At 53.3% G+C, this 18,132-nt stretch carries 17 protein-coding genes and 1 tRNA gene; 8 read left to right on the forward strand and 10 right to left on the reverse strand.

Annotated elements, in window-relative coordinates; translation table 11 throughout:
- Nucleotides 1-17: 17 nt before the first annotated feature.
- The 7 genes from rpmI to E5221_RS11340 all read left to right on the forward strand — a co-directional run bounded on the left by rpmI (nt 18) and on the right by E5221_RS11340 (nt 4,970).
- Nucleotides 18-212, forward strand: a complete 195-nt coding sequence (gene rpmI / locus E5221_RS11310) for a 50S ribosomal protein L35 (protein ID WP_003250667.1) — start codon at nt 18-20, stop codon at nt 210-212.
- Between the two features lie 27 nt (nt 213-239).
- Nucleotides 240-596, forward strand: coding sequence for a 50S ribosomal protein L20 (gene rplT / locus E5221_RS11315; protein WP_003250671.1), 357 nt, complete (start codon nt 240-242; stop codon nt 594-596).
- Nucleotides 597-705: 109 nt separating this feature from the next.
- Entirely contained in the window at nt 706-1,722 is a 1,017-nt protein-coding gene (gene pheS, locus E5221_RS11320) for a phenylalanine--tRNA ligase subunit alpha (protein ID WP_013972006.1), read from the forward strand.
- A gap of 33 nt (nt 1,723-1,755) precedes the next feature.
- Nucleotides 1,756-4,137 carry a phenylalanine--tRNA ligase subunit beta gene (gene pheT, locus E5221_RS11325; RefSeq protein WP_247847427.1) on the forward strand — a complete coding sequence of 794 codons (2,382 nt, stop codon included), beginning with the start codon at nt 1,756-1,758 and terminating at the stop codon, nt 4,135-4,137.
- A 4-nt stretch (nt 4,138-4,141) separates the two neighbouring features.
- Nucleotides 4,142-4,444, forward strand: coding sequence for an integration host factor subunit alpha (gene ihfA / locus E5221_RS11330; protein WP_003250679.1), 303 nt, complete (start codon nt 4,142-4,144; stop codon nt 4,442-4,444).
- Nucleotides 4,425-4,781 (forward strand): MerR family transcriptional regulator, encoded by a 357-nt coding sequence (locus E5221_RS11335; RefSeq protein WP_003250681.1) that lies wholly within the window; start codon nt 4,425-4,427, stop codon nt 4,779-4,781. Before ihfA ends, E5221_RS11335 begins: the two co-directional genes overlap by 20 nt.
- A 112-nt stretch (nt 4,782-4,893) precedes the next feature.
- Nucleotides 4,894-4,970 (forward strand) — tRNA-Pro (locus E5221_RS11340).
- Nucleotides 4,971-5,550: 580 nt separating this feature from the next.
- On the opposite strand, the gene E5221_RS11345 is transcribed toward E5221_RS11340, so the two are convergent.
- Both E5221_RS11345 and E5221_RS11350 read right to left on the reverse strand, forming a co-directional pair.
- Nucleotides 5,551-7,419, reverse strand: a complete 1,869-nt coding sequence (locus tag E5221_RS11345; protein WP_085721282.1) for a DUF2075 domain-containing protein — start codon at nt 7,417-7,419, stop codon at nt 5,551-5,553.
- Between the two features lie 24 nt (nt 7,420-7,443).
- Nucleotides 7,444-7,827 carry a nucleotide pyrophosphohydrolase gene (locus tag E5221_RS11350; RefSeq protein ID WP_085721283.1) on the reverse strand — a complete coding sequence of 128 codons (384 nt, stop codon included), beginning with the start codon at nt 7,825-7,827 and terminating at the stop codon, nt 7,444-7,446.
- A 408-nt stretch (nt 7,828-8,235) separates the two neighbouring features.
- Between E5221_RS11350 and E5221_RS11355 the strand changes: the two genes are divergently transcribed.
- Nucleotides 8,236-9,099 carry a hypothetical protein gene (locus E5221_RS11355; protein WP_143492667.1) on the forward strand — a complete coding sequence of 288 codons (864 nt, stop codon included), beginning with the start codon at nt 8,236-8,238 and terminating at the stop codon, nt 9,097-9,099.
- 208 nt (nt 9,100-9,307) lie between these two features.
- Here E5221_RS11355 and E5221_RS11360 read toward each other — a convergent pair whose 3' ends face one another.
- The 8 genes from E5221_RS11360 to E5221_RS11395 all read right to left on the reverse strand — a co-directional run bounded on the left by E5221_RS11360 (nt 9,308) and on the right by E5221_RS11395 (nt 17,551).
- On the reverse strand, nt 9,308-9,931 hold the full coding sequence (locus E5221_RS11360; protein ID WP_247847429.1) for a hypothetical protein: 624 nt from the start codon (nt 9,929-9,931) through the stop codon (nt 9,308-9,310).
- Nucleotides 9,918-11,153 (reverse strand): hypothetical protein, encoded by a 1,236-nt coding sequence (locus E5221_RS11365; protein WP_247847431.1) that lies wholly within the window; start codon nt 11,151-11,153, stop codon nt 9,918-9,920. Before E5221_RS11365 ends, E5221_RS11360 begins: the two co-directional genes overlap by 14 nt.
- Before the next feature lie 462 nt (nt 11,154-11,615).
- The gene (locus tag E5221_RS11370; protein ID WP_085721286.1) at nt 11,616-12,953 is read right to left on the reverse strand and encodes a hypothetical protein; all 1,338 of its coding nucleotides are present in this window, start codon (nt 12,951-12,953) and stop codon (nt 11,616-11,618) included.
- Between the two features lie 276 nt (nt 12,954-13,229).
- Nucleotides 13,230-13,991 (reverse strand): hypothetical protein, encoded by a 762-nt coding sequence (locus E5221_RS11375; RefSeq protein ID WP_143492669.1) that lies wholly within the window; start codon nt 13,989-13,991, stop codon nt 13,230-13,232.
- Between the two features lie 301 nt (nt 13,992-14,292).
- On the reverse strand, nt 14,293-14,868 hold the full coding sequence (locus E5221_RS11380) for a hypothetical protein (protein ID WP_218191473.1): 576 nt from the start codon (nt 14,866-14,868) through the stop codon (nt 14,293-14,295).
- A gap of 476 nt (nt 14,869-15,344) precedes the next feature.
- Nucleotides 15,345-16,328: an IS5-like element IS2000 family transposase gene (locus E5221_RS11385; protein ID WP_013973047.1), complete on the reverse strand. Its 984-nt coding sequence runs from the start codon at nt 16,326-16,328 to the stop codon at nt 15,345-15,347.
- A 42-nt stretch (nt 16,329-16,370) separates the two neighbouring features.
- Nucleotides 16,371-16,574 carry a hypothetical protein gene (locus E5221_RS11390; protein WP_247847773.1) on the reverse strand — a complete coding sequence of 68 codons (204 nt, stop codon included), beginning with the start codon at nt 16,572-16,574 and terminating at the stop codon, nt 16,371-16,373.
- Complete coding sequence (locus tag E5221_RS11395) at nt 16,571-17,551, reverse strand: integrase domain-containing protein (RefSeq protein WP_085721289.1); 981 nt, start codon at nt 17,549-17,551, stop codon at nt 16,571-16,573. The genes E5221_RS11390 and E5221_RS11395 overlap by 4 nt, the downstream gene beginning before the upstream one ends.
- Between the last annotated feature and the right edge of the window lie 581 nt (nt 17,552-18,132).

Raw genomic sequence — 18,132 nt, forward strand, 5'->3', positions numbered from 1 at the left:
GAATGCGGAGTTCCAACATGCCAAAAATGAAAACCAAGAGCGGTGCTGCGAAGCGCTTCCTGAAGACCGCTTCCGGCTTCAAGCACAAGCACGCTTTCAAGAGCCACATCCTGACCAAAATGTCGACCAAGCGTAAGCGTCAACTGCGCGGTGCCAGCCTGCTGCACCCGTCTGACGTGGCAAAAGTCGAGCGCATGCTGCGCGTACGTTAATTCTGGTTTAGATAGAGGAAGTTACTCATGGCTCGTGTTAAGCGTGGCGTCATCGCTCGTAAGCGTCACAAGAAAATTCTGAAACTGGCTAAAGGCTACTACGGTGCACGCTCGCGCGTATTCCGCGTTGCCAAGCAGGCTGTCATCAAGGCAGGTCAATATGCCTACCGTGACCGTCGTCAGAAGAAGCGTCAGTTCCGCGCACTGTGGATCGCTCGTATCAACGCCGGTGCCCGCACCAACGGTCTGTCCTACAGCCGTCTGATTGCTGGCCTGAAAAAGGCTTCGATCGAAATCGACCGTAAGGTTCTGGCCGATCTGGCAGTGAACGAAAAAGCGGCGTTTGCTGCGATTGTCGAGAAAGCTAAAGCCGTTCTGGCTTAAGTACCCGCGACAATCACCCGGCGGCGCTAGCGCCGTCGGGCATTGAACGTCATCGATAGGGGAAGAGCCTTCAAAGCTCTTCCCCTATTTTCGTATCTGGAGTCTGTACATGGAAAACCTGGATGCGTTGGTCTCCCAAGCCCTAGAGGCCGTGGAGCGCGCTGAAGACATCAATACCCTGGAACAGATCCGGGTGAATTATCTCGGCAAGAAAGGCGAGCTGACCCAGGTGATGAAGACCCTGGGCAACCTGCCAGCCGAAGAGCGGCCGAAAGTCGGCGCGCTGATCAACGACGCCAAAGAGCGCGTTACTGTTGTGCTCAATGCCCGCAAGGCCGCCTTCGAAGAAGCCGAGCTCAGCGCTCGCCTGGCTGCCGAATGCATTGACGTCACCCTGCCAGGCCGCGGCCAGGCCACCGGTGGCCTGCACCCGATCACCCGTACACTCGAACGCATCGAGCAGTTCTTCACCCACATCGGCTACGGCATTGCCGAAGGCCCAGAGGTGGAAGACGACTACCACAACTTCGAAGCGCTCAACATCCCCGGCCACCACCCGGCCCGGGCGATGCACGACACCTTCTACTTCAATGCCAACATGCTGCTGCGCACCCACACCTCGCCGGTGCAGGTGCGGACCATGGAGTCCACCCAGCCGCCAATCCGCATTGTCTGCCCGGGCCGCGTGTACCGCTGCGACTCGGATATCACCCACTCGCCGATGTTCCACCAGGTCGAAGGCCTGCTGATCGATCGCGATATCAACTTCGCCGACCTCAAGGGCACCATCGAAGAATTCCTGCGCGTGTTCTTCGAAAAAGAACTGGCGGTACGTTTCCGCCCATCGTTCTTCCCCTTCACCGAGCCGTCCGCCGAAGTCGACATCCAGTGCGTGATGTGTTCCGGCAAAGGCTGCCGCGTGTGCAAGCAGACCGGCTGGCTGGAAGTGATGGGCTGCGGCATGGTGCACCCGAACGTGCTGCGCATGTCCGGCATCGACCCTGAAGAGTTCCAGGGCTTCGCCTTCGGCATGGGCGCCGAGCGCCTGGCCATGCTGCGCTACGGCGTCAACGATTTGCGTCTGTTCTTCGACAACGACCTGCGCTTCCTCGCGCAATTCCGCTAGGTCAATGCCCGACGCAACTTTCAGGAGAACAGCATGAAATTCAGTGAACAGTGGCTGCGCGGTTGGGTAAACCCGCAAGTCTCCCGTGACGAACTGGTCGCCCGCCTGTCCATGGCCGGCCTCGAAGTCGACAGCGTTACCCCCGCTGCCGGCCAGTTCAGCGGCATCGTCGTGGGCGAAATCCTCGCCACCGAACAACACCCGGACGCCGACAAGCTGCGCGTGTGCCAGGTAAGCAACGGCCAGGAAACCTTCCAGGTTGTTTGCGGCGCCCCTAACGCCCGCCCAGGCATCAAGATCCCGTTCGCCATGATCGGCGCCGAACTGCCAGGCGACTTCAAGATCAAGAAGGCCAAGCTGCGCGGCGTCGAGTCCTTCGGCATGCTGTGCTCGGCTGCCGAGCTGCAGATCAGCGAAGAGAACGAAGGTCTGCTGGAACTGGCTGCCGACGCCCCGGTTGGCGAAGACATTCGCCAGTACCTGAGCCTGGACGACGCCAGCATCGAAATCGGCCTCACCCCCAACCGCGGCGACTGCCTGTCCATCGCAGGCCTGGCCCGCGACGTCAGCGCCCTGTACGACACCCCGGTCACCCGCCCGGTAGTGCCAGCCGTACCGGCTGCCCACGACGAAGTGCGCCCGGTCGAAGTCAGCGCCCCGGCTGCCTGCCCACGCTACCTGGGCCGCGTCATCCGCAACGTCGACCTGAGCAAGCCGACCCCCCTGTGGATGGTCGAACGCCTGCGCCGCAGCGACGTGCGCAGCATCGACGCTGCCGTCGACATCACCAACTACGTGATGCTCGAACTCGGCCAGCCGATGCACGCCTTCGACCTGGCAGAAATCAACGGCGGCATCCGCGTACGCATGGCTGAAGAGGGCGAGAAGCTCGTCCTGCTCGACGGCCAGGAAGTTGCCCTGCGCGCCGACACCCTGGTAATCGCCGACCACACCCGCGCCCTGGCCATCGCCGGCGTCATGGGTGGCGAGCACAGCGGTGTGAACACCGAAAAAACCCGCGACCTGTTCCTGGAAAGCGCCTTCTTCGAGCCAATCTCCGTCGCAGGTAAAGCCCGTTCCTACGGCCTGCACACCGACGCCTCGCACCGCTACGAGCGCGGCGTGGACTCGCAGCTGGCCCGCGAAGCCATGGAGCGCGCCACCCAGCTGCTGCTGGACATCGTCGGCGGCGAAGCCGGCCCGGTCGTCGAAGCCGTCAGCGAACAGCACCTGCCGCAAGTGGCCCCGGTCACCCTGCGCGCCGAACGCATCACCCAGATGCTCGGCATGGAAATGGACCCAGCCCAGGTCGAGCAACTGCTCAACGCTCTGGAGCTGACCACGACTAAAAACGGGGAAGGGCAGTGGACCGTCAACGTCCCAAGCCACCGCTTCGACATCAGCCTGGAAGTGGACCTGATCGAAGAGCTGGCCCGCCTGTACGGCTACAACAACCTGCCGGTTCGCTACCCGCAAGCCCGCCTGGCCCCCCAGGGCAAGCCGGAAACCCGCGGTGACCTGCCGACCCTGCGCCGCCTGCTGGTTGCCCGCGGCTACCAGGAAGCCATCACCTACAGCTTCATCGACCCGAAACTGTTCGAACTGTTCAGCCCGGGCGTAGAGCCGCTGTTGCTGGCCAACCCCATCTCCAGCGACATGGCCGCCATGCGTGCGTCCCTGTGGCCGGGCCTGGTCAAGGCACTGCAGCACAACCTGAACCGCCAGCAAGACCGCGTGCGCCTGTTCGAAAGCGGCCTGCGCTTCGTCGGCCAGCTCGGCGACCTGAAGCAGCAGCCGATGATCGCCGGCGTTGTCACCGGCAGCCGCCTGCCAGAAGGCTGGGCCAACGGCCGCGACGGCGTCGACTTCTTCGACGTGAAGGCCGACGTGGAAGCCCTGCTGGGCTACTCCGGCGCCCTGAGCGACTTCACCTTCAGCGCCGGCAAGCACCCAGCCCTGCACCCAGGCCAGACCGCCGCCATCGAGCGTGACGGCAAGCTGGTCGGCTACCTCGGCGCCATCCACCCAGAGCTGGCAAAAGCCCTGGACCTGGACCGCCCGGTGTTCCTGTTCGAGCTGGTGCTGGGCGACGTGGTCGAAGGCCGCCTGCCGAAATTCAGCGAGCTGTCCAAGTTCCCGGAAACCCGCCGCGACCTGGCCTTGATCGCAGGACGTGATGTAGCTTCTAGCTCGGTGCTTGAAGTAATTCGTGACAATGCAGGCGAATGGCTCACAGACCTCAGGCTGTTTGATGTCTACCAAGGTAAAGGCATTGATCCTGATAGAAAAAGCCTTGCCGTCGGCTTGACCTGGCAGCATCCATCGCGCACTCTTAACGACGATGAGGTGAACGCCGCACTGCAAAACATCCTCACCTCGCTCGAACAAAGGTTGAACACCACGTTAAGGAAATAACGGCATGGGTGCTCTGACGAAAGCTGAGATGGCCGAAAGGCTGTACGAGGAGCTGGGGCTTAACAAGCGTGAGGCCAAGGAGCTGGTCGAGCTGTTTTTTGAAGAAATTCGGCACGCACTTGAAGAGAACGAGCAGGTCAAGCTGTCCGGTTTCGGCAACTTCGACCTTCGCGACAAACGCCAGCGGCCGGGCCGCAACCCCAAGACAGGGGAAGAAATCCCGATCACCGCACGGCGCGTCGTCACCTTTCGTCCAGGGCAGAAGTTGAAGGCCCGGGTTGAGGCCTATGCTGGAACCAAGCCATAACGACGAACTGCCCCCCATACCGGGCAAAAGGTACTTCACCATTGGTGAGGTGAGTGAGCTTTGTGCGGTAAAACCGCACGTGCTGCGGTATTGGGAGCAGGAGTTCGATCAGCTCAATCCCGTGAAGCGGCGGGGGAACCGGCGGTACTATCAGCGGCAGGATGTGCTGATGATTCGCCAGATTCGTGCGCTGCTTTATGATCAGGGGTTCACCATTGGCGGGGCTCGGTTGAGGCTTTCCAGTGATGAGGCCAAGGATGAGTCAAGCCAGTACAAGCAGCTGATTCGGCAGATGATTGTCGAGTTGGAGGATGTGTTGGTGGTGTTGAAGAAGTGACCTGAGTTTTTGATGAGTGAAAATTTTTGAGAAAAAGCTTTCATTTATCAGGAGGTTAGGGTACATTCTTCAACGTTCTCGGTAGCATTGAGAACATGCTTCAAAGCCCAGTCGGGGCGTAGCGCAGCCCGGTAGCGCACTTGCATGGGGTGCAAGGGGTCGAGTGTTCGAATCACTCCGTCCCGACCATTATTTAAACGACTAAGCCACCTTCGGGTGGCTTTGTTGTTTCTGGAGTTCTTGGTTTTTTAGAGGCTTCGCTTGTTTCATTAATCAATCTTGTGATTCGGTTAGGCAAGATAGCTGCGCGCATCGTTTCGCGAACCTCTTAACTGAGCAGGCGTATCGTAAAGGGGTAGGCTAACCTGGTTCGATTCGCTGTCCAGCTACGGATGTTCCCTGCGCTAAGTGATGAGGGCCGGTGTGGGCGAATAGATTTGCGGGCTGAACTTCTTGTGTTGGACCGTAAGCAGCTTTTCACTGGTCGTGCTACGGAGTGCGCGACCCATGCATCGAGAGCGCCGGGGTAATTTGAAACCAGTCGGTATCTATCTGTTTTTTTCTAGTTAATAATTTATTGGTCAACTTGCTTGGAATACCAGCTGGAACGCAGCGTGGTCTGGACTCCGATGGATGGTGCTTTTGTGAACCCCCCCCCAAACGCGAATCGGGTCCAAATCTATCAAGCAAATGGTCGTGCTGTTGATTGTCGCCCCTGCGCGTACGATGTCCCCACTCGCACGTACAGGAGCTCCTGACGACGATACCGTCAATGATTACCGTGCTGGCTAAGCCGACTCTCGAAGTACTGCGCAGTCTCTTTGTCGGTGCAGTACAGGTAGCAACCCTTCATCCCGCGTGTCATCAGGGTTCGATACGTATTTTTGATGATCAGGTCTGTTTCACTTTTCGCGAGTGTAGGTTGCTCTTTCATCATTTTTTTCCAGCCGCGAATCGATTTATCGTGCTTGTCGCGCTCATCTGGGGATGTCACGACCTTACCGTCACGTACGACTAGGTCTGGCCCGATGATCACCCCGACGTAGTCGACTTCCAAACCTTGGCAGGTATGAATGCAGCCAACCTGCTCAATGGAGTTCTCAGCGATGATCCATAGGCTGCCATCCTGATCCAGGTTCCATTGGCGTTTGTAGTCACCAATCACGATATCAGCAGCGGTGGGGTCTTTCTTGCTCAACCAAGGCCAGCAATAGCCCGCGACCACACGAGCTTTGTTCCCGTGGTTTTTCTCGTTGATTGCGTCATGCATCGCCTGAGGTGAGTCGAACACCTTAAACTCGTACTCTTGGGTCTCAAGCGTCGGATTTGCCGTCGAGCGAATGCCTAGCGTGTCATCCAGCCATGCCAGGTAACCGTCAGAACCACTGCAGCGAAACTGCGAAGACAGCACGTGTTCTTCAACCACCGCACCCTTGGCTTTCGCAAAGGCGCGAATCGCCTGCTTGCTGCCGATATCGCTCAAGGTTACACGCTGGTCCTCATCAATGAAGAAAATGGAGCATTTCGCTGAGTCAATCAGCTCCTTGATCTGGTTCTCCCCAAGGTTTCCATAAAGCCCGCTTTTCTCATTCAGCCGGTGAGCCTCGTCTACGATAAGCGCATCGAATGTGTTGGGCTCAGTGTCGATGAATGCCCCAGAGCCTGAAAAGAAATTCGAGAAATGGCTACGCTTGATAGTGCCAACCAGTTTGCTTTCGTAGACCTTGCGAGGGGCAGCATTCTTGGAGACGTATTTGCTCATCAGCTTCAATTCGGTGAGCTTCACCAGCAGATTGATAGCCAGAACAGTTTTTCCGGTGCCCGGTCCACCTTCGATGATCATCACCTTGGATGCTTGGTCCGAGGCCTCGCTTGCCGCCGCCAGCGCCGACTCAAAAATTGCTTTCTGATCGTCAATCAATACGAACTCGGGCTTGCCTTTCATCAACCCCCCAAGGGCTTCGGCTAGCGCCTTGGAGGGGCGAATTTTTCCTTCGGACAGCTCGTAAAGAACCTCTTTGTTGTCGCCATGACTTATATGCTTTTTCAGAAAGGCTCTGAGTTTACTGAGCTCTTCCGGGCCTTTCAGAAACAGCGGAGCCTTGCTGATGTGGGGCTCATAGTGGGCTGAATCTATGACCCCGTCGCTGACGTAGTTATGGAGGTAGGCACACGGACGGATTTCGATGCTTTTGTCATACACCGCCTCGTTGAAGCCTTCCAGCAGCGCTGCATAGGACCATACCTGATAGGACGGGTGAATGGTTTCAATGAGGCCGCCACCCAACGCCGTTTTGACGATGGCGTCTTTGGTCGTGGCGTTGGCCTTGCTCCATTGCTTCAGCTCGATCAGTACGGCCTTTTTTGCCTGTTTTTCGTCGCGACCGGTGAGTAGAAAGTCGATTCGCTTCGACGACTGCGGAATGTGCAATTCAATGGCCAGGCCCGCATCGCTCGGCAGGCCCTCATCTCTAAGGACCTTGGCCATGTACGTTAGGGACCCTTGCCACGACCTGATTTCCGAGGTGCCAACGTTCTTGCCGGTTGCTTCCTTGTAATGCCTGAGGATCACCTCCTCAATGTCATCGTTATCGTTGTCTTTGAGAAATTGCTGTTTGGTCGCAGCGTAAACGATCACGGGTTGTCCTTAGGTGCGTGTTGGTCAGAGTCGGTCGTACTTTTTGCTGTTGCTTCTGGCTTTATCTACGGGGTACTTCTGGCCATTCGAGGCGAGTTTCTGTGTCACGGCCTCGTTGAGGTCAATGCCGAGTACGCTGCTCAGGCGAACCAGGTACATCAGTACGTCCGCCAGTTCGTCCTTCACGGCTTGGCCGATTTCGGGATCTGTTGCGGCGGAGATCGAGTCGGCATCGCTCATCCATTGAAAAATCTCGCACAGCTCGCCTACCTCGCCAGTGAGAGCCAGGATGAGATTTTTGGGGGAGTGGAACTGCTGCCAGTCGCGATCATCTGCGAACTGTTGGAGGGATGCGGCAAGCCTCACTACGTCAACCAGTGGCGCGGACGAGCTGTCTGAGTCACTCACGGGGCTATCTCTTGGGCTTCGGTGGGGAAATGTGTAGGAAATCAGATCGTGGATTGTAAGGGGTTTTGCTCCCTTCGCAGTTTTTTTGTGCTTTGTCTTGCCTGTGGCTGCCAGCCGGATTGCTGTCCACATTGAGCGTAGAGGCCATTCGTGCATGCAAGATAGATAGGCAAGCTAATCAAGCCGATCGGCAGAAAACGACCCAAATCTATGGTTGGTAGAGGGCTTCTTTCGACCCAATGCTGCACTTCACCACAGGCAGCAAACGACTAAACACGTACCGCGCCGCAGTTACGTAACAACCTTTCGTTGAGGATTGGATTTCTCTAAGGAATCTGGGGGTATTCCGTATTTCCGTTTGTGCAGTATAAAATGTTGAAAAATCGCCGCATCGCCTAGAAGCATAAAATGACAAACCAAAGCACAACGCGACACCAAATACCCAGTCCAAATACCGACACCGTTCAGACGACCGCTCCCTCCAAAAGCTTTCTAGCAGATCTCATGGCGCTTCTTGAGAGACATCCTGCTGTAAGCAAAGCTCTTATGATTGCTTTCTCTGCCATAGGTGGATTCTTACTGTCCTTGTCAGCATCCTATAAATTTATTGAGCAGCAAGTGCAGTCACAAGCAGAAGTAAAATTGGCTCCATATGAAAAACTTTTTTCTGTTCAGTCGCTTCTATTAAGCGGTGAGTATGATTTGGCCGCGCAAGAACTTCACGAACTGACTGCGGAGAAAGTGATAGAAAAATTCCCTAAAAAAATGCAAGTCACAATATATGACAATCTATTGTTCGCCATAGTTAATGCCAATAGCTACACGGACTATGAGCCTGATATATATAAGATACAAGCCAAGTTTCACGAGAGTGCTCCAAGCACTGGCTGGCGATCCCAGCAGCTAGGTTGGTATTTTATGCGACTTGGCGTCTATGATAAAGCTATAGAGTACTTCAACAAGTCAAAAGCGGCGTTCGACTCGCAAAGCGACTACCTCTCAAGCGTCGACCCGCTTCGAGGGCTCCTCACAATCGCTATAGTGCAGGGCAAAATGAATGATGCGAAAGACGCATCAGAAAGAATAATGGCTATAAATAGTATGGCCTACAGAAGTTACGATGATTTGATTGCAGATGTAAAGCAAATACCCAGTAACAAAGATTTTCTAAATGTACGTTCTAGAGAAAGAGAAAACTTTGACGTTAATTTAAGAAATTATATAAAGCTACTGGATGGCCAGAGCAGTGAACTGAAGAAGGTCAGCAAGTAGGGGGCCAATCCGTACCGAATCCTAGAGGCGATCTAGCGAAAGATGTGCGTATCGCATCATCAAAGTGAATCGCCTCGGTTTTGGGGGCTAGATTTAGTGTCTGCTTTTGGCCGTTAGCTGCCTGCCTCGAATGGCAGCTCTCGACCTATAGCAGCCCTTCGCAGTGGGGTCCTACTGGTTAAAACAGCGCCTGGCTTACAAACGTTCTCTAGTGAAGCTCCGATGCGATCGAGTTTTTTTGGGGCTCCAAATAGGTAACCTGGCCTAGCTCTGTTAGTAATTTTGAGTTTATGTTCAAATCGCCATCTTTGATATTGTAGTACCAAATAGAGTCTTTATCCTTCCTGAAGGCGCAAGCCTTAGTTGTGCTTTCCTTGTCCTTTAAGATTACCCAGTGGCATCTCTCAATAAAAGTCTCTGAAAGCTTGATTCCGACTTCTTGTGATTTTTGGTAGGACGAAAAACACAGGTATATTATATAAAGGAGCAACAGGAAGCCAAGCGGGGTGTATTGCAGTGCGCTTTTTATTTGACCAAAATAGCTGGGTATATTCGCTATCGCGGAGCCAGGGCTAGTTAATTTGGCTACAGACCAGGCTACTGCCAGCAAGATAGCAATGATGAAATATAACAAGAAGAATAACTTTAAGTGGCCGTAAAATATTTCAAAGGTGATAAGCCCTCCATCATATAGTATCTTGTCGATAGATGGTTGGCTGAATTCTGGATTAATGCCGAACTCTCGCATGAAAGCACTGTTTTGGCTTGTGCCAGCGGCATAGACACATCCTGTTATTAATAGTGCGCTGCTGATTGGCTCAACGATTTTCATGAGATTTCCCTATCTCCAGCACGTTGATACCAAACTCGAATGCTTCGAGCTTTTCAGTATCTACCTTAGTGAGGCTTAGGTTGAGACTCTTTTTTACCTCAATGATTGAGTGATCTTGACTTTCAATGTTTTCAGCTTGAGAGCTGGCGGCCTTGGCAATAGATTTTAGTTTCTGAGATATGGCGGGGGTTTTATACTTGTCAGAGAATATATCGTTTGTGTCTTTTTTTATAGCCAGTGTCGGTGCGGCTTCGTTATTTGTCAGGCTGGCTATCTCCTCGGCGCCTACTTGTCCGGTAAGTAGTAGGCAAGCCAAGACGGAAGCAAAAATTTGATTTGTAAGGGATTCGCCAATTAGCGGTATTCTACACCACATATCACCTGGCGACATAAACTCAGCTTGACAGGTGACTATGTCGCTCGTCCCCAAAAGTACTGCGCTTTCGGCAAGCTGCGCCAACCGATTTATATCGAAATGCTCTTCGCTAAGAAGGATCTCGGTTAGGCTTTTGATTAGTGCGACATTTTGGAAGAGCTTGCCTACAGCAAGTGCATTTACACGGTGACTTGTTTTGATTTTGTTTGAAAAGAATAGTGACTCGCCATCCGTGAAAAACGGATAAATTAAGTGAAATATTTTCTCTTTGTGGTTATTTAAGGAAGTAACTGTTTGCTGGCCGCTTGTAGCTTTTCTAACTGCGCCAGGTAGCTCAGATCGAGAAATTGACGGTCCCCAAATTACTCGCTTTCTCAATTTATACTCTAATGAGGATCGTTCAAAGCCAAGTGTGCCATCTTTTTTGGTGGTTGGTATGCGAATAGGGGTGTGGTCGATATAAGGAATAGTATCACTGCAGATTCCGAAACTATAGCCGTCATCCTTTTCGTTTCGCGTAACTATAAGGTCTCCACACTTGATTTCATTTGAAAACCGTCTAATCTGACTTAAAATATTGAATCCAGCTCTATTAAGCTTGCGACTCTCTTTTCCGTCTGTGCTTTCGCGAAATTCGCTATATTTTTCATTTGCTAATAGTTGTACCTTAAGAAACTCTTCGGTAGGTAGCGCGCTGGGAATATTTCCACTATACGCCCTCTCCAAATGCTCGATTGCTATCACACCCCCGGCTCGAAAGTGTTTAGCATATTTTCCTTTTTCTGCGCGTATGAACCATACGTTTTGTTCTTTCGTAAGGAGAGCGATTTTCAAATTTTGAAGCATTTTAAATCCTTTTAATTTAAATGTATTTACAGCTGGCGATAATGTAGGGGGGCACGATTCAATAGCCGTATGAGCAGCATGATGACATGATGGCTCGATGATGGCTATACAGCGGTGGTTGGGCCTCATCCGAATATGGCATACGAACCTGACACTCGATCTCGCATTACGAGCGCTAGCAGCAAGCACACCTTGATTCTCGTAGACACAAGATTGAGTTCCTGGGCCGGAGGCACCCGCTACTCGGACGCCCACAGCCGATTCGTCCATCATGAGATGGCCTTAACCCATACCCGTCGTTTAGGAAAAGCAAAAAAGGCCATGAACTGACTTTGACGAAGGGCTCCTGTTGGCCGTTAGCTGCTCGCTATGAGTGGCAGCTATCGACCCATAGTTGCCCTGCGCAGATCAGAGCTAACAGCCAATGATTGTCACTTGCAGCATGGTCCAGAGCTCCTCTTGCTATCCCCGCTTGAAGAGGTTGGATGTACACATTGCAACGTAACTTACCCATCGGCCTGAACCGACCAGTAGGCGTTTCAGTAAATGCACGCCCTGGCTTATGCGGAGTCGAGCCGCGCGAAAGACGCGACGCCTGTCAGCTACGGGTCGCGCATCAATCAGGCATAGCTTGGTGGTGGCCAAGGCCACTTTTGCACCAACCGCAGCGGCGACAGCGAGGAAATATAGCCAGCGATGATTCTTGGCTTGATCATGCTGGCCAACCAGCGCCGACAACTGCTTCAAATAGGGCTTAGCAGCGGCGAGCCGAGGAATAATGCATTCGCTGGCCAACGCTACAGTGTGGCTGCCTATACCGTCGCTCACAAGACCTTGGGGGCCATCAGGTTTGACAGAACAAAAATAGTGAGGGACATACTCGCAGGTACTCGAGATCGGCGATGACTGTGAAATGTCTCGGGATAGGTTCTTTACTGGGCATAGTTTTTGATTGTATTCGGCAATCTCTTTTCGAATCGAAATGACATCGTCATCGCTTAACGTCCAACGACTCGCTGAGTAAAATCCTTTAGAGTCATCTGGCGCGAATGTTATGAAGTAGTTAGCTTCACCTTCTTTGATTTTTGTGAAAGTCCACTGCGAATAGCGGCTCCACTGGCACGACTTCAAATCACTTAGTCCATTGGCCTTGCAGTAGTCGTCGTAGCGCCTAATTTGGCTTAGCAAATAGCCGCTTGCTTCCTGGATGCCTGCCGTCGTCCCTTTCAGCATAGCATTGTCCTCACTTGCGCCGTTGTCTGATACGAAGAACACTGCGGCGACCAATGCCATCGGGAACCAGAAATGATCGTAGACCTGACGGAACCGATCGGTAAGGTTGAGGTTGTCATACGCGAGAACCATGATGCCCCACCCAATGATGGCGCACAGCATCAATAGGGGAATCAGCCCAATCTCACTTCCTAGGTTTCCCACACCATGGATAGTGTAACGAGTAGGAAGGTAATTAATCGTCGGAAATAGGCCCGCGCAGTTCAATACACCTGGCAAGAGTAATAGCGTCAAAAATGTGAGTAGGCCCTGCTTCTTGCCTACCGTATAGGCTGCCGCTGCAAGCATTGGAATCACCAACAGCGACAGCATTACCAAATAGCCTAGCGTAATCACCATCGCTTGATCGGGCGACCAATAGCCGGCAATGATTTTCCCAGCGGCGTCACGCTCGGTGAAGCTTGATGACACAACGTCCAGGCCTTCCAAAACTTGGTGCAGATTGTAGGCTGCGCCATGGAGAAACTTTGCATACGGGTGGAAGAAGCTAGCGATGGAGATTGACATAAATGTTGGTCCTTGGATTGTACCCCTTTCATTTCTTTTGCTAGGCGTAAATAAGGGCAGCCCTTGATAAGAAGTACTCAAACGTTTGGGCTATACGAACCTTTACGAAGGCCTGCAATCGACCAGAAGTATCCGTTCGTGCATTAGCCTTCAGTTTTGTGCGGCCCTAACGCAAACTTTTAGTGTCTGAAAGCGACAACGGTAGGCGTCCTTGTAGTCAGCCAGGTTGGTGAGCCATATCATGAATCCTGGTTCAACGAATTAGTCCGTCTGGTACTAACCTACCTCGCAGGTACTCTCATCTGCATACTTGTTTGGATCTTGAAGCAATTCTTCGATTAGTGGCTGAGTCGCGGCAAGTTGGACCTTCAGCGGAGGCGTCTTAGATAGCAACAACTGCATTGATGCCACCATAGACATTTTCATGGCCTCGCTCCCTTCTTTACCAAACGCTCCGCTAAAACTCATTTGGTACGCACTCCGATCAATTATTGAGTTAAGTGCTTCCATTTGCATGATTAGCGACATTAATTCGGCGCGTAGTTGATGGTGTGTGATTTCGCCAGAGCTAACCAGATCAGACGCTACGAATACTTGAAATTTAATGCCGGGAACCGTCGTGCCGGACTGATAAAGATACTTCTCTTCCTGCATTAGGTTGCAGATCTGAATGTTTGATGTGATTTCGGCTGAAAGTGCGGTAATTCTAGATACAAGTAGTGCTCTAGCTAATCGATCTTTTTCGGCTGCAGCCTCATTAGACTGAGTGAAAGTTACGTAAAGCTGAGCGAATACAGTGAGCGCTGCAACGCTTGCGACCAGAGAGAAAACAGAAGATGCGCTTTCAATTGCGGGGCGCCACGCTGGCTTACCGAGCCACGTTATCAAAACTGCGATACACATTACGCCGATTAGAACAATAAGTGCTTTTAGCATGGGGGAGTACTTTCGAAATTTAGGCAAAAATAGCCTAGAGGCTGATTGCCGGGCAAGAATTTTTTCGTCTTGCATGAGCAAAAAACGATCATTGCCATCCACTGTGATGGCGACTCCGCGCGGATGAGGGCGAGGAGTCTAAGGCGGTAGCAGCATGTCCATCGTCAACGTTGACCGACTAATATTGCTTTCGTGAGGCATGCCATATTTCCACGGGACTGAATCTGATCGATTTCTGTACATCACCAACGGCGTCTAAGGATCGGGAGCTGCCGGTCGCCGCTAAATGCTATAAGCCAATAGCGGTCATCGAGAGAGAGAAAAATACGGTAGTGGTAAATGAAATCTTCGCCCGCTACTTGTGGATGGGGTCCACGTATTAATTGTTGGAGCCTGCTCTGCGCTACTTTTGTGCTTTGCGCCAGTGCTCAAGAAGCTCAGTATTACCAGATGCCACCTCAATAAGCATTTGCAGTGACAAGATCGGGCCGGGAACTATGCTTGCTTCATCAATATGCTGTTCGTCAAAATCTGGGTTGGTGGCAATTTCAAAGTTAACAACCCACCATATTTCTATTTTTCGCAGCAGCTCTAACAACTCTTCGAAATGAGCTTCATGATTAGACTCGACCTGACCTGTGACCACCTCGAACAGTTGATGTGCTAACAAGTTTCTAGTTTTTTTGAGTTTTTCGTACTGCTCAAGATCTTTGCTGTCTAGTGCTCCACTTTCTTGCAACCAATCAAGAGATGCATAAAGCGCGCTCTTGTTACGAGACAAAACTCTATTTTGGTACTCCACGCTAATGATCGGGCCGGTTTCGTCCCGCCCATTTGTATAGAAATTGCGAAGACGGTCAATCGTCGAGTTTTTAAGTATCTCAAAAGCTGTGATGAACATCGTCGCTAGAAAAAGAGAGGGTTTGACCAAATCTGGGTCAAGAAAGCGTTCCCATCGTTCAGGAGTAGTTTCCATCATGTTCTTAACTCTTGGTTAATTGTCTGGCTTTAGCCCGTCCTAGCGAGCGAATCGAACGATTTTAACTACTTGTTACACCAGCCAAAGTGACGTCATTGCTAGACGTTACCAATCGGCCTAGGAGCTGTCTAGCTGACGTGTAGGGAAGTGTGGAAAGGGCCAGCTCTTGACTGCCCACGCCCGCTCACCAGAAGATCTATGCTGACGCCAACGGCAGGTATGGGTCAATACAAGCCGGTCTCATTCATAGAAATTCCATGTTTTTAGTAAACGACGAGCGATCAGTCGCACGGTGAGCAAATAGTAATACCGTGTAGAACCGCTGCGTTGACTCAGCCTATGCTCAAGAAACCAATCTAAGGAAACTCCGAACAAGTTGCTCATCAGTCGGAAATGGGCGGCTTAGGGATGCCGAAAAGCCCGCTTTTCAGTCGCTGATTATTGGATAACCAAGGCAAAGCCTTGGTTATCCGGACTCACGGGCGCACCTCTCCCGCAGCAGGCAATAATTGCCGGCGCACCATCCACAGATTCGACAGGGCAAACAGCGTGGTCAGTTGCGCCGTGTTCTTGGCCAAGCCGCGAAAACGAGTCTTTACATAGCCGAACTGGCGTTTGATCACCCGGAACGGGTGCTCCACCTTCGCACGCACTTGCGCCTTGGCCTTTTCGATCTTGCGCTTGGCTTGGTAGAGCACGCTGCGTTTGCTCAAGTGTTTGTAGGTGCTGCGGCGGGCAGCGACCTGCCATATCACCTGCCGTCCCTCGTGTTCTGGCCGCTTTTCCACGCCTGTGTAACCCGCATCCGCACACACGACATTCTCTTCGCCATGCAATAGCTGAGCGACCTCCGTCACGTCAGCTACGTTCGCGGCGGTGCCATGAACGTGATGCACCAGACCCGATTCAGCATCCGCGCCGATGTGGGCCTTCATGCCGAAATAGTACTGGTTGCCCTTCTTCGTTTGATGCATTTCAGGATCGCGCTTGCCTTCCTTGTTCTTGGTCGAACTGGGCGCGTGGATGATGGTCGCGTCGACAATGGTGCCCTGGCGCAACGACAGGCCCTTGTCTTGCAGGTAATTGTTGATGGTTTCCAGAATGCCGGCTGCCAACTGATGCTTCTCCAGCAGGTGCCGGAAGTTCATGATCGTCGTGTCTTCGGGGATCGGAGCGCTGAGCGTCAGACGAGCGAACTGGCGCATCGAAGTGATCTCGTACAGCGCCTCTTCCATGGCGGGATCGCTCAAAGAGAACCAATTCTGCAGCAGGTGAATGCGCAGCATGGTTTCCAGAGGATAAGGCTTGCGGCCACCGCCAGCCTTTGGGTAGTGAGGCTCGATCAACGCCACCAGTCCACTCCACGGTACCACCTGTTCCATCTCGGCCAGGAAACGCTCGCGACGGGTTTGCTTGCGCTTGCCGGCGTACTCGAAATCGGAAAAGCTCATCTGACTCATGGGATGGCGGACTTGTAGAAGGCAGTTGGACGGAGGGCTATTTCAGCACAGGTCAGATGGCCTGTGCTGACTTGATCGGAGAATCCCTAAGTGTTTTTTCTTCCAAGCCCAAGGCGTCTGTTGCTGCCAGCGCTCTGCTATTTCAGCCTGAATGATTTTCGCCTGGCGTATATGGCGCTGCCGCGTTGCGTACGATCCCGCCATCACCGCAGCCAAGAACAGTTCCATATCGAATGGCTTACTCACATGCTTCCTCCAATGTAGGCCGCGACCACATCGATTCGACCGTGCCCCAGCTCATAGCTGATTTGCCTTCTGGCCTTACGATCAAGGTTTTTTACTAACTGGTAGCATTGCCCGCCGTTGATAGGTGCGTGGTGCTGGGTGATTTGCTCATAGCGCTCACATGCGTACGCTGCTCGTAGCTCATGGAAGCCTTTGAGGTTGTGGTCATGCAGGATGTCCCGCGCAGGGCGGATGATTTCCTGCATTAAAGTCAGGTAGCTTTCATCTGGTGCAATCAGGTTGCGGCTACCCGCAGGTGACACCTGCCGTGCAAACCCAAGTGCAGCTCGAACATGTTCGTTCACCGCAATCCAGCGTGGCGCCAAGGCTCCGGCGCGCCCGCCTTTGGTGCCGTCCTGAATGTTGATCCGGCCTAAGTCTTGAGCCTCACGGCTCAGCCGTGGCAGGTCAGCCAAGATGGCCTCACGCAAGCGCATGCCGGTGGCTCGCGCCAACAGAACAATCGCTGCGGCCCGTTGCTGATGATCGCGACAAAGCGCATCGACGATCTGCTTAACCTGTTCGCGGTCTTGGCCTTGCGGAGCCGATTGGCGAACTCCGGTGCGCTGCATTCCCAACGCCTTGCTCGGACTGGGCAATTTCACACTCTGATCACCGCGCAGCGCCGCCATTGTCCTGTTAACGCTGGATAGGCGGTTTTGTGCGGTGCTGACAGCAAGGTCACCGCGCCTTACCACGTCGCGCAGGTACGCCGCATAGTCCGCCAATACCTTCCGATCAATCTGCCGCGCATCATTGATACCGGGCCCTTGTTCGGAGCGGCACCATCTGACGAATGCCTGCCACCGATCACAGTGTGCCTTCACCGTGCCGTAGTGGCCGCCGCCGAACATGTCTTTCAACGCCTGCGGCCCTGCGTAGCTCAGTTGCCTGCCGTAGCCGAAATTACGGCCATCGCGTCTACCCACCAATGCCATGTCGAATCACCTCATCGCCTGGTCTCCGATCCTCGCCCCACGTCATCCCGCCAAGAATGTTGAGTGTTATCAGGGATCAAGGCCCATGCGACCTGTGGGGAATGTCCTCTGCGCGGGACTGGCGGCTCCTTACGACCGGGAGCAAGGGCATCTCATGATCTGGCCTCCTGAGCACTGTTACCGGTGGGCGGGTGGAGGCAGCACTGGCTGACGAGACCTGCGCCTGAAGATCCTGAGCCATGTGCAAGCAGCAATGCGATGACCGGGGCATGCCTGACTGTCAGTCAGGTGCAGTTCATTCCTTGGTCTGCGGCACCATCATCTACAGCGCTGTTGCTGGTGACATCGGCGTTTGTCACGCCGATTGTCACGAGGGGAATTGCCGCAAAGCCATGTGCGATCAGGGCTGCAGCAGTGGTAGAAGTGCCCGTCTCTTTCCAGAGAAAGAGACGGGCACAGGTTGGCGCAGGATTCGGCCAAGCGGATAGGTTGCTGCAGGGCAGCGAGGTACGGTGTATCTGGCGCACGAGCGCTATATGTGTAAGAGCATCCACCACATGGGTAGTGACCGGGCGAGCTAC

The sequence above is a fragment of the Pseudomonas sp. A2 genome, assembly GCF_023100865.1.
GTDB classification, from domain to species: Bacteria; Pseudomonadota; Gammaproteobacteria; order Pseudomonadales; family Pseudomonadaceae; genus Aquipseudomonas; species Aquipseudomonas asiatica.

What these genes read in the sequence shown, in the direction of transcription:
- rpmI (WP_003250667.1), top strand. Translation starts at nt 18, where the DNA reads ATGCCAAAAATGAAAACCAAGAGCGGTGCTGCGAAGCGCTTCCTGAAG.
- rplT (WP_003250671.1), top strand. Translation starts at nt 240, where the DNA reads ATGGCTCGTGTTAAGCGTGGCGTCATCGCTCGTAAGCGTCACAAGAAA.
- pheS (WP_013972006.1), top strand. Translation starts at nt 706, where the DNA reads ATGGAAAACCTGGATGCGTTGGTCTCCCAAGCCCTAGAGGCCGTGGAG.
- pheT (WP_247847427.1), top strand. Translation starts at nt 1,756, where the DNA reads ATGAAATTCAGTGAACAGTGGCTGCGCGGTTGGGTAAACCCGCAAGTC.
- ihfA (WP_003250679.1), top strand. Translation starts at nt 4,142, where the DNA reads ATGGGTGCTCTGACGAAAGCTGAGATGGCCGAAAGGCTGTACGAGGAG.
- E5221_RS11335 (WP_003250681.1), top strand. Translation starts at nt 4,425, where the DNA reads ATGCTGGAACCAAGCCATAACGACGAACTGCCCCCCATACCGGGCAAA.
- E5221_RS11355 (WP_143492667.1), top strand. Translation starts at nt 8,236, where the DNA reads ATGACAAACCAAAGCACAACGCGACACCAAATACCCAGTCCAAATACC.
- E5221_RS11360 (WP_247847429.1), bottom strand. Translation starts at nt 9,931, where the DNA reads ATGAAAATCGTTGAGCCAATCAGCAGCGCACTATTAATAACAGGATGT.
- E5221_RS11365 (WP_247847431.1), bottom strand. Translation starts at nt 11,153, where the DNA reads ATGCTTCAAAATTTGAAAATCGCTCTCCTTACGAAAGAACAAAACGTA.
- E5221_RS11370 (WP_085721286.1), bottom strand. Translation starts at nt 12,953, where the DNA reads ATGTCAATCTCCATCGCTAGCTTCTTCCACCCGTATGCAAAGTTTCTC.
- E5221_RS11380 (WP_218191473.1), bottom strand. Translation starts at nt 14,868, where the DNA reads ATGATGGAAACTACTCCTGAACGATGGGAACGCTTTCTTGACCCAGAT.
- E5221_RS11385 (WP_013973047.1), bottom strand. Translation starts at nt 16,328, where the DNA reads ATGAGTCAGATGAGCTTTTCCGATTTCGAGTACGCCGGCAAGCGCAAG.
- E5221_RS11395 (WP_085721289.1), bottom strand. Translation starts at nt 17,551, where the DNA reads ATGGCATTGGTGGGTAGACGCGATGGCCGTAATTTCGGCTACGGCAGG.